The following is an 11,714-nucleotide window of genomic DNA, read 5'->3' as shown; positions in this document are numbered from 1 at the left end:
GCTGAGGATTGGAAATGGAAATGAGTGAGGTTTTTTTAACGGAAGCGCAGGTGGATGAGCTGACAGGGATCAGACGAGGCAAGACGCTGGAAGCTGGGACCGCGTATGCGCCGCAAGGCAAGCAAATATGAAAGACAGGAAGTGTATTTAAAAGAGCAGGGGTTCGTATTTTTTATAAATGTGCGAGGTCGCCTAATTGTAGCGCGTGCAGCGGTAGAGGGCTGGTCAGAAGAAGTGAAAGCGAAAAGTTGGCAACCGAAATTGGCAGTTTAGTTGAATGATGAGCCGAACCGAGCCTAATTTACCGCCGCGGATGTCGGCGAGGGTACAGCGCAGCGGTCAGACGTATTATTACTATGATACGGGTCATTCCTCGAGGCAGGTGATCGCGCTCGGCGCAGATTATTTAGAAGCGCTGCAAAAGTGGAGTGAGCTGGATAGTCAAAACCAGTCAAGAGTTTTTGTTCAATGGTGCCGAAGGAGACATGTAAAATTTGATGGCCCACATCGTGGGTTGAAAGGAGCCCAGGATGACTGGGATCATTTGAATGAACCTTTTAAGTAAATAAGAGAATATTTATGCTCACCTCTATTTCGAATTCTGCCATTACGTATTATCCGGCGGCACAAAAGACCGTAAAACCATCATACCTTTCACTACCCATAGAAATTCGAGAAGAAATAGAAAAGCCGCTGGATTTTTCGAATCGGCAGGCTTTTTTTAAAGCGCTGACTACAGTGACGCGCAATGGTGCGCCTATAAATTCGCCCGCTCTAAAGCTACATCTGATCAAAGATAGGATTCAATCTCAATATCAAGGGGCTTTAATTCGCTCAGACGAAGAGTTAAAGGAACTTGCATTGAATCAATTACATAAGTTATCGGACTCAGGGCAACTCGATAAGGTTGTGGAGAAATTAGCCCTTTTTGAGTTGGTAAGCCTTGTTAACGATGCAGAGATATTTAAATTTTTACAAGAAAAGGTCCAGAAAGATACACAGATAAAAGAGAAATTATTGAACTGGGTGGAAAGGTCGAAAACAGAAGAAGTACAGCCTGTAGCCGCTAATGCGTTAACGCTATTGGTCAAAGCAGGCATGAGTTTTAGTGGGCAAGATTTCCGTGGAATACGCGTGCCTGGAGCAGATTTAAGTTATGGAGTATTTGACTATACTCAATTTCAAGATGCAAATATAAAAGATGTAAATTTGACAGGGGCTTGGCTGAGAGGAGTTAATCTAAATGGAGCTAATGTTACGGGGATGGAGTTGGGTGAAAAGCCAGCTTTAAAAGGGGGGGGCTTTAGTTATTCGCAAAATGGTTGTTGGCTTGCTGTGGCAAATTCTCGGGATATTTTGCTTTATAAAACTGGGAATTTGCAAAAAGTTCATACATATATGACGGAGCATGAGGGTTATATAAGTAGTATCGTTTTTTCTGCCGACAGTCGTTGGTTAGTCTCGGGAAGTCGGGATGGGGCGATAAAATTATGGAACGTATTGGGCGATCGTTCTCTCATACATACCTATGTTGGCCATTCAAAATTAGTGAATAGCGTCGCATTTTCATCTGACAATATATTTTTAGCGTCTGGAAGTACAGATAAAACAGTGAAATTGTGGCATGCCTCAGGTGAGCGCTCTCTGGCACATACTTATGTTGGGCATAAGGGGGGCATAGAAAGTATCGCTTTTTCACCTGATGGTCAATGGTTAGCATCCGCAGGTGGAATGGGCGATGGAAAAGTCAAGCTATGGAATGTAATTGGCAAGCACACTCTTGCACACACTTATATTTGGCCCAGTATGTATGTAAACAGTGTGGCGTTTTCTGCCGATGGGCGCTGGCTGGCGTCTGGAGATGGTAAAGGTCGGATAAAATTATGGAATGTTTTAGGCGGCCGCGATCTCGTGCACACCTGTGTTGGGCATAAGGAGCGTGTGCATAGTGTCGCCTTTTCGGGCGATGGTCAATGGTTAGCTTCTGGAAGTAGTGACCGTACAATCAAACTATGGAGCGCCTTGGATGACTGGTCTCTTGTGAATACGTATGCTGGGCACGGAAGCTTTGTATCTCGTGTTGCATTTTCGATCGACGGGAAATGGTTAACCTCTTCAGGCGGGGACGCGGTAAAAATATGGAGGGTTTCGTGCGAGCGCCCTTTCTCAAACAACTATGCCGGCCATGAGGGTGCAATAAATAGTGTCGCATTTTCGTCTGACGGAAAGTGGCTAGCGTCCGGAAGCGATGGTGGCATGGTGAGATTATGGAGTGTCTCAGGCAAACACTCTCTTATACATACGTATGAAGCGTGTCATGGTAGCGTAAGGAGTGTCGCGTTTTCCGCCGATGGCCAATGGGTAGCTTCTGGAAGTCAATATTCTTTGAAATTATGGAGCGTTTCTGATAGAGGCTCTTCTCCGCACGAATACGTTGGGCATAAGTTTGGGGTGCGGAGTGTCGCGTTTTCTGTCGACGGTCAGTGGCTAGCCTCCGGAAGTTCTGATAATACAGTAATGCTATGGAGCGTTCCAGGCGAGCGCTCTCCCATACATACCTATAACGGACATAGTTTCTGGGTTACAAGCGTGGCTTTTTCTACAGATGGGAGGCTATTAGCGTCTGGGAGTCCTGATAATACAATCAAATTGTGGGAGGTCTTAGGGGGGCGTTCTCTCCTGCATACCTATGATGGACATGAAAAAGGGGTAAATAGCGTAGCGTTTTCTAATGACGGCCAGTGGTTAGCGTCTGGAAGTGATGATGGGGCAGTAAAACTATGGCATGTCTTAGGCAATCGATCTCTTGAGTATACGTATGCCGGGCATGAGGGCAACGTGGATAGCATAGCATTTTCGCCAGATGGTCAGTGGTTAGCTTCTGGAAGTCGTGATAGTACGGTGAGAATATGGTCTATTTACTCTAATAGATGTCAAGCCATACTGCGAGGTTTTTTGGGAGGCATTCATAGCGTTGCATGGCATTTTTCATCAGATGGGGCTGCCGTCCTTGCCACAGGTGGGGAGGATAATACAGTTCGTCTTTGGCGGATTCCTAATGATTTAACACAAGAGCAAATTAGGTTGGAATGGGCCTCGCAGCAGAACTCGTTAACTGCGGCAGATGTATTAATCGAAAATGTCCACAATTTAAGCTCAGAAAACAGAGCCTTGCTTATGCAACGTGGTGCAACTTAGGCCGAATGTATTTGGGCATTGATTTAAGAAGTATGCTGTATTTGCTGTAACTGCCGATAGAATGCTTCAATCTAAGCGCTTGCTCGCATCATGGCGATGCATTCACTTCGGCAACCTCAGCAAGCGAAATTCCGGCGGGTTCTCGGTCAGACTCGGCGGCAAGCACGTCGGACTCGCGGGTAAATGCTGCGTTGTCGAGGCGCACGAAGCCAACGCTAGCGCCAAAATTATCAGTATCCTTTCAAAGTTTATAATATTGCCCATGCTGTCGTAATTTTGGGTAGATAGGTTTTATTCAATGAAAACTGAATTTTTGTCCGATAGTAAGTTATTCAGATATAGGTTAAATACAAATTATTAAAAAGAGGTCGCCAGCATGTCGCCGATTAATCCAAGCCAAAGTACTCTTCCTTCCCTAGCTTCAACTTTTCCTCAAATAGATTCATCTTTTCCAAATAAGCGAGCACGAACTGATTCAACGCATGAGGCTTATGATGCAGAGATGCAATCTGTCACACAAATTAGCACAGGCTTAGTGAGTATCCCAGTGAGTGGTTCGAATCACCAAGTGGAAGTTCATTACCATGGAACAGGTTTAGACCTGAATCTTTTAGAAACTCTAATACGTCATCAAAACTTTGCCTTGCAACCTAATACTGCCCCCCTAGCTAATTTGGGTGAGAGTGTTGAAATGATGCGAAAGAATTATTTATCGGGTCTACAAGTTGACGAAGCGATAAGAGATGCACTGAGTCTTTACGTTGGGCCTGAAGGTAAGGCGGTGGGCAGCGGAGAATCGGGTAAGCGTTTTGATTTAAGGCACAAGCTCAATGTGTTTTTAGAGTCGGATAAGAAAGTCTTTTTACTGTTAGGAGAGGCTGGGTCAGGGAAATCGACGTTTAATCGGTATTTAGCGCGCGATTTATGGAAAAAATATGAGCAGGCTGATAAGAACGAAAATGAGCGTATTCCGGTATTTATCCAGCTCACGACATTAAAAGATCCGAATGAAAACTTGCTCACTGAATATTTTACTGAGGAAGGTTTTTCAAAAGAGCAGATTCAACAACTACGGCAAAACCATCGATTTATCTTTATTTTGGATGGCTATGACGAGATTAAGTATCGTCATAGCGCTTTTTATACGAATAATAAGCTTGATAAGTGGGATGCTAAAGTGATCATCAGTAGTCGCCCAGAATATTTAGGGCCAAGTTATCAAAGTAAGTTTTATCCTTCCGGTCAAGCGAAAGTATTTGAAGAATGTGAGCTAGCGCCCTTTTCTAAGGCTGCAATTAGAGGCTATGTAGAGAGCCATGTCAGACAAGCTCAAGATCCCAACTGGAATGTGGAGCATTATCAAAGCGCTTTATCGCATCCTGACTTACAGGCGCTGATAGGCAATCCATTTTTACTTAAGATAGTGCTAGAGGTGTTGCCTTCGTTGGTTTCAAAAGAAGGCTTTTCTAATCGGAATTCGTATACTCGAGGAGCGCTCTATGAGCAGTTTGCGAAGAACTGGTTTGCCCGCTCTCAAAGCCGATTACAAGGGATTCGGTTGACAGAAAAAGAACAAGAAACATTTGACCGTTTAGCCGAAGGCGATTTTATTGGTGATGGGATTCATTTCAGCCAAGAATTTGCGCTTGCGTTGTATAAAAAACAAATACTGGTTGCGACGTATTCGAAAGGGAAAGGTAGCGATGGACAAGATTGGAGTCATTTTTTAAGCAATGATAATGAAAAGACGCGGCTCTTACGGTTTAATGCGCCGTTATCTCGTCAAGGAGACCAATATCGGTTTATCCATAAATCGGTACGGGATTATTTTGTGGCGCGAGCATTGTGGGAAGAACTCAGCACTAATGGCAAGCTTGCGCCTTCCTCTTGGTTGAATACACTAAATATTGTGAACGATCCGGCGGTATTGCGGTTTTTAGCAGAGCGCGTGCAGCAAGAGCAGGAGCTAAAAGAGCGTCTTTTAGGGGTGGTTGAGCAATCTAAAGGGGAGGATGGCGCTTATTTTGAGAGAGGCGCGTCGAATGCATTAACCATCTTGGTAAAAGCCGGTATGCAGTTGATTAACAAGGATTTCAATGGAATACGTGTGCGCGGGGCAGATTTAAGTTACGGGGTATTTGACCATACGAAATTTCAAGATGCGGATTTAAGAGAGGTGAAGGGCTACGGCACTTGGTTACGAGGAGCCAATTTAAATGGAGCCGATCTTGATGGATTGAAATTGGGTGAAAGGCCAAACTTAGAGATGGACGATTCTGTTTCTGATTGTTGTTATTCGCGGAATGGGCGCTGGTTTGCTGTGGCAGAGAGCACTCAAATTCATCTCTACGAGAGCGGGAATTTTCAAAAAGTACACACCTATGCTGGGCATTGGGGTTGGGTGAGGAGTATCGCGTTTTCGGTCGATGGTCAGTGGTTAGCATCTGGAGGTGATGATAAGCGAGTGAACCTATGGCATGTGAATGGAGACCGCTCACTTGCGCACACGTATGCTGGACATAAGAAATTGGTGACTAGTGTTGCGTTCTCGGTCGATGGCCAGTGGTTAGCGACTGGAGGACATGATGAGACGGTGAAGCTGTGGAATGTTTTGGGAGATCGATCTCTTGTGCACATTTATGAAGGACATAAGTCTTTTGTGAATAGTGTTGCATTTTCGGTCGATGGTCAGTGGTTAGCGTCTGTAAGTGGAGATAAGACGGTGAAGCTATGGAGTGTTACGGGCGCTCGATCTCTTGCGCACACGTACGCCGGGCATGAAGATTGGGTAAATAGTGTTGCATTCTCGGTTGATGGCCAGTGGTTAGTCTCTGGAAGTAGTGATAAGACGGTGAAGCTGTGGAACGTTTTTGGAGATCGATCTCTTGTACACACGTATGAGGGGCATAAAAGTGGTGTGGATTGTGTCACGTTTTCGGTTAATGGTCAGTGGTTAGCGTCTGGAAGTAGTGATAAGACGGTGAAGCTGTGGAATGTCACGGGCATTCGATCTCTTGCGTACACGTATATAGGGCATGGGTATGCTGTGAAAAATATCGCGTTTTCGGTAGATGGTCAGTGGTTAGCGTCGTCGTCTGCAAATTCGAAAGCAGTAAAGCTGTGGAATATCACGGATGCTCAATCTTTTGTGAACACGTATGCCGGGCATGAGGGTTGGATAAATAGTGTCGCATTTTCGGTCGATGGTCAGTGGTTAGTCTCTGGGAGTGCTGATAATACGGTTAAGCTATGGAATGCCACTGGCATTCGATCTCTTGCGCACACGTATACCTCCGGAGACAAATGGGGCGTTCAAAGTGTTGCGTTTTCGGTCGATGGTCAGTGGTTAGCCTCTGGCGGAGATGAGACGGTAAAGCTGTGGCGTGTCACGGGCGCTCGATCCCTTGCGCACACGTATGCCGGGCATACGGATCGGGTGACTAATGTCGCGTTTTCGGTCGATGGCCAGTGGTTAGCGTCTGGAAGTGAGGATAATACGGTGATGCTGTGGGATGTTTTGGGAGATCGATCTCTTGTGCACATATATGAGGGGCATGAAAAGGAGGTGACTAGTGTTACGTTTTCAGTTGATGGCCAGTGGTTAGCCTCTGGAAGCTATGATAAGACAGTGATGCTGTGGGATGTTTGGGGAGATCGATCTCCCGTGCATATGTATGAAGGACATAAGTCTTTTGTGAATAGTGTTGCGTTTTCGGTCGATGGCCAGTGGTTAGCGTCTGGAAGTGAGGATAAGAAGGTGAAGTTATGGAATGTCTTCAGAAATCGATCACTTGCGCACACGTATGAGGGGCATAAGGGGGGCGTGAATAGTGTTGCATTTTCGATCGATGGCCAGTGGTTAGCCTCTGGAAGCTTTGATCAGACGGTAAGGCTATGGTCAGTTAAAACAGGCGCTTGTCAAGCTGTTCTAAAAAGCTTTGTTAGCACGGTACAAGCTGTTGCATGGCAGCCAACGCAGAATGACGAGGCAATATTAAGCACAGTTGGAGGAGATAATACGATTCGTCTTTGGCGAGTTGCTTATGAGTCAGACCAAATTGACAAAATCATATTAGATTGGACTTCAAGACAAGACATGCTGAGTGCTTCGGGAGCCTTGATCGAAACTGCGCGCAACTTAAATACTGAAAATAGGACATTGCTCTTGCAACGTGGTGCAGGGCGGGCTGAGGTTGGCGAAAGTGCTATAGCATTTTTTGAAGAAGGCTCAAACGAAATATCCTCGGAAGAGGAATATTATACTAGTGAGCTTTCCGAAGAAGATTCAGACGAAATATCCTCGGAAAAAGAAGATTTTGCTGCATCTGATATGAGTCAACCCTTTGATTCAGGAGGGTTATCTGAAGACGCATTTGATTTATTCAGTATAATTAATCCTCCCCTTCAGGATAGCATGGATTTAAGTTTGGCTGAGATTGACCGTATTAGGGGTGAGCTTTTGGCTGATCTAGAACAAGGAAATGAATCAGAAATTGTTAATGGGTTGACCATGCCTAGTCAAAGAACTTTTTCTAGGCAATTAACGTTGATAAGGGAAGAACAAAGAGAGGAGTATCTAGATTTGCCACATAAGCAGCATAAGAGGCATGTGAATAATCAAAGAGATAACGTCTGAGCTTCTCATCGCTGCCCTTGGCTACGAGATAACTGGCACGAAGCTACAAGAAGAATTTAGAAAAATTCACCCCAATGAACCATGCCCTGATAGATATACTTTTAATAAATACTTAGCGCAGATGAGGCAAGAGCAAATAGATAAAAATCCAGCATTGACGGATAATTTGCGATAGTTCAGATCTGATCTGAACTAATATAGCTTATCCACTGTAAGTTGGTGGCGATCCAATGCGATAAAGCTTTGCAGTGCACCCTGTCGGATGCGTTTAATCTCTAACGGCGTCTCGGGGTCCTCGCCGGCTAAGCTGATATACAGTGCCGAGCCAATTTGAGCGGTACATCGTGATGAGTTCATCATGTCCAACGACCTTGCGCCACGCGTATTGGTTATAGGCCATCTTGTCGCTGGCCATCCATGAGGTCTGCGATCAAATTGGTCAGGCTCCTTGAGTGGTGCGGCTTGACCGATCAATGTAGGTTTAGCCCGTTTGACTTTTTTAGAGGCGCGCATCTCGAATTTATATTGCTTTAATAAAATTTAACCCAAATGGTAAAATTATGTATAATGGTGGTCGGGTGCTTGGTGTTCCTACCTCACTGGAAGTTCTCCTCATAACTCCTTGGAATGCTGAGTGCCCACCTTCCTAAGCTTTCCTCTAAGTCCATCCAGACCAATCCGAGCTTTTCGCTAAACAATCGGTAATCGCATCAATCATGGGATCGATCCGGTCATCGTGCGCGTGCGTGTTATTGGCCGTGAAGGCTTCGCATTCGGCAATAAAATCCTCTACCCAAGGCGCTGTTTGGGGCAGCACAATGCGTCCTGACTCAATGTAAGCCAGCACACCCATGATGCGGGTGAGCTTATCGGTGCCGCGGGGAATGCCTTTAACGGAGATATGGCCGTTTTCCTGAATGTCTTGAATCAGAGCCCGATGCCGGAAGATTTATCCTCGACCAACATTTGCGCTAACGATGCGCTGGTCTTATGGTCATAGGGTTTATGACTATTCCAAAAAGCAATCGCACGACGCTTGAGTTCAGGCGCAGGCCATTTGCCGCGGATGAGATCCAGCAGATAGAGTCGGTTATCTTCCCCCAAGCCCCACAGCTGAAACATGCTGTAATTGTTGTGCTCAGCGGTCTTTTGCGCGGTGTCCGCATACACCTTGCGTAAGAGAATGCGGGGCGGTGTTTCGTAATATGAAAACCATTCGCTTTTGATTAAATCACCACCGAGTGCGCGGGGTTGCTGCTGGTACTGACTGGTGAACACATAGCGATCCGCCTGTTCAAGCGCGCATAAATCGTTGAGTGGCTCTTTATATGGCCAGTAGCTAAAGCGCCCATGTTCGTCCCGTAGCGAGGCATCTATCCTGTCTCGATAGCCAGAGGGCAGGGCGGCCACATACGCATCCTCCAACAACGCCGGAATCGAAACGAAGGTCCAGTCGCCAGGCACTTTGCCCATTTGGATAAAGCCGGTAGGGTCTTCCTGGGCTAAGCGCTGCATGATGACAACAATCGGTGTATCCGGCTGGGCTTTACGGCTTTTAACAGTCGAGACCAGTTTACGATTTGCTTTGTCACGGGCAGCTTTGCTATAGGCATCTTCGACTTTAAGCGGGTCATCAATGATGAGCGCGCCTTGCCAGCCGGGGGCCATATGGCTGGCTCTAAAACCGGTAATTTGACCGCCTAATGAGACCGCGTAGACGCCACCGGCCTTCTTACCGTCGAGCAGCACATTCCAGCGTTTTTTACTCTTAGCATCCTGAGCAATCGCGAGCGGCCACAGCGCTTGATATTCCTCGCTACGGATGATTTCTCGCGCCATCTCAAAATTGAGTAAGGCTAAACCGTCAAAGGTAAAAGCAAACAGGCATAAAAAAAGCAGCTTTTAGGCTGCCTGAGGCTGAAAATGAGTGGAAAAAATCCAGTAAAAAGCGCTCAAAAAAGCTGCTGAATCTTCAGGACGGTTTGACCAGCACAAATATTGTCACTTTACAGAACTTAATTTATCACTTTTAGCGGTGCGTCTAAATTTGAAATGTAATAAGAGGCTATCGCAGAAAACACACTCTAAGAACGTTAGTGTTTCAGAAGCACTCAAAGGGCTTTAAATAATATTAAAAATGGGGTGCTACTAGGAGTAATACGTTGCTCTTACTCGACGTTTGACGATGCAGGATTGACCTAAATCAACGCGTGACATTTCGAATCTACCCGAATTCTGCGTCTGCCTCAATTATTGAGAATTTAGAAGAGGCATTCTTCATAAAGAGACACGAAGGATAGTAAAGAAAAATGAATTACTAAAAATCACCTTTCATTTTTACCCACTAGAGTATTTAAAAATCGTTAAATTTCTAAAAATCCATAGGCGTTATTATGACAGACAGAATAAGCAGTTCATCTAATAATTTAAACATTGTAGATACGGATAAAGTAGATACCAAAACGAGTTCGGCATCTACTTTATCTCATACCTCTGCACCTGCCAGAAGCTCTCCTGAACTTGATGAACTTAAAAAAAGGCAAGAATTTGTTGCAAATAAAAGCAATTTTAAACACCAATTTTCTGCCGATAAAGAAAAAAATAAAAATGAAAAAACTTCTAAACCTATATCTCCTTACAAATATGAGTCTAATTATAAAGGGTCAAATAATTCTATATATGGAGAATTTAAAAATAAATTTAAGCCTAAAAAATGGACATTTATAGAAAATATTCGGTTTGACGACGAAAGGAATTTTTTTGCATCCGATATTGCTCAATACCAATATACGCAAGTTTCAGAGAAACATGGCTTTCAAGGTAAGTTGCCAGATATAATAAAAAGAGAGTGCGTTGCAAATGATGATACATTAGAGGGAATAAAAGGACTAGAAAGTGGAACTCAGGAACTTCAGGATAAATTTCTCACGTCCACCCCAAATGGAAAAACTTCCCAAAGAATTATGAATGATTTTGGTTTAACCGCGACTAAAGTTGAATTAAGAAATCCTGAATATGAATCGATAAACGAAAAAGGAGAAGGTGAACTTAAAGGTGTGGATATATTGATTCATGTAAAACCTAAAGATTCTTAATTAGATGAGTATTTCTAATAATTTTCCCGGTAATTCCTTCACAAAATGATTGACTAGGGCCACTTGATTTATAACCCATAGCCTTTCTTTGGAACACGATTTATCTTGACAGATAGTGGGTTATAAAAATACCATTTTTACTTTCAAAAGCGAGGGGTATGATCATGTGGTGGTAATAAGAGCACACAAGCAGATGACGTCAAGAAAGCACAACGCCTAGCAAATGAATAAAATGGCTGAATAATTTAAACCTATGATCCTGCAGAAGACCTAGCGTCTGAAGAAGCGACTGTACTTTTTATGGCAGAAGCATTCCATTCAAGACCGGTGATGTTGGATATATTGCACATGCGCTAGGTGTTGTTGCTCGAGCTAAAGGGATGAACCAAATTGCGAGCCAAACAGGGCTTTCCAGAGAGCAACTTTATCGCTCTTTTAGTGAGCAGGGCAACCCTACCTTGAAAACAACCATAAAGGTCATGAAAGCGCTCGGTATCGAACTAACAGCCTATTGCCAACCTCACCCGCATTTTCAGGTTGACGGTGTTGGGCAGGCTTGGGATTAGCCATGCCAGCGATATAAGGCAAATCCGCCTCGTTTAGAGAAAAGGGGGCGATGGAAAACATAGCCCGTCGCCTCAAGTTCACGAATGACATTGGCAATTTGTATTCTGGCTCGATGTTTCTGTGCTGATGAGGGGGCATTGCCGACGATAGATTTCACTAAGTCCTTCATCCTAAAATCACGCTCAGAATAGGCGCTCATCAGGTCAGGAGAGCGAGGC

The 11,714-nt window shown here is 44.6% G+C and carries 7 protein-coding genes and 1 pseudogene; 5 read left to right on the top strand and 3 right to left on the bottom strand.

The annotated features are described in order from the left end of the window. The first annotated feature begins 280 nt into the window (after positions 1-280). The 3 genes from MCB1EB_RS08245 to MCB1EB_RS08235 all read left to right on the top strand — a co-directional run bounded on the left by MCB1EB_RS08245 (position 281) and on the right by MCB1EB_RS08235 (position 7,834). Positions 281-565, top strand: coding sequence for a hypothetical protein (locus MCB1EB_RS08245; RefSeq protein ID WP_232034099.1), 285 nt, complete (start codon positions 281-283; stop codon positions 563-565). A gap of 14 nt (positions 566-579) precedes the next feature. Beyond that, the gene (locus MCB1EB_RS08240; protein ID WP_052394070.1) at positions 580-3,198 is read left to right on the top strand and encodes a WD40 repeat domain-containing protein; all 2,619 of its coding nucleotides are present in this window, start codon (positions 580-582) and stop codon (positions 3,196-3,198) included. 376 nt (positions 3,199-3,574) lie between these two features. Beyond that, a complete protein-coding gene (locus tag MCB1EB_RS08235; RefSeq protein ID WP_052394073.1) occupies positions 3,575-7,834 on the top strand; it encodes an NACHT domain-containing protein in 4,260 nt (1,419 codons plus the stop codon). 192 nt (positions 7,835-8,026) lie between these two features. Here the strand turns inward: MCB1EB_RS08235 and MCB1EB_RS12090 are convergent, their stop codons facing one another. Further along, a complete protein-coding gene (locus MCB1EB_RS12090; RefSeq protein WP_161566208.1) occupies positions 8,027-8,194 on the bottom strand; it encodes a hypothetical protein in 168 nt (55 codons plus the stop codon). 298 nt (positions 8,195-8,492) lie between these two features. Beyond that, positions 8,493-9,700 (bottom strand): annotated as a pseudogene (gene terL / locus MCB1EB_RS08230) (phage terminase large subunit); the annotation flags it as partial. Between the two features lie 527 nt (positions 9,701-10,227). On the opposite strand from terL, the gene MCB1EB_RS08225 reads away from it, so the two are divergent. Beyond that, positions 10,228-10,929 carry a hypothetical protein gene (locus tag MCB1EB_RS08225; protein WP_052394079.1) on the top strand — a complete coding sequence of 234 codons (702 nt, stop codon included), beginning with the start codon at positions 10,228-10,230 and terminating at the stop codon, positions 10,927-10,929. Between the two features lie 311 nt (positions 10,930-11,240). Continuing rightward, the gene (locus MCB1EB_RS08220; protein ID WP_197721995.1) at positions 11,241-11,495 is read left to right on the top strand and encodes an addiction module antidote protein; all 255 of its coding nucleotides are present in this window, start codon (positions 11,241-11,243) and stop codon (positions 11,493-11,495) included. On the opposite strand, the gene MCB1EB_RS08215 is transcribed toward MCB1EB_RS08220, so the two are convergent. Continuing rightward, positions 11,492-11,695 (bottom strand): hypothetical protein, encoded by a 204-nt coding sequence (locus tag MCB1EB_RS08215; RefSeq protein ID WP_081953577.1) that lies wholly within the window; start codon positions 11,693-11,695, stop codon positions 11,492-11,494. The genes MCB1EB_RS08220 and MCB1EB_RS08215 overlap by 4 nt on opposite strands. Between the last annotated feature and the right edge of the window lie 19 nt (positions 11,696-11,714).

The sequence above is a fragment of the Mycoavidus cysteinexigens genome (assembly GCF_003966915.1).
Taxonomy (GTDB): Bacteria; Pseudomonadota; Gammaproteobacteria; order Burkholderiales; family Burkholderiaceae; genus Mycoavidus; species Mycoavidus cysteinexigens.
This window is presented reverse-complemented; position numbering and strand designations above follow the sequence as displayed.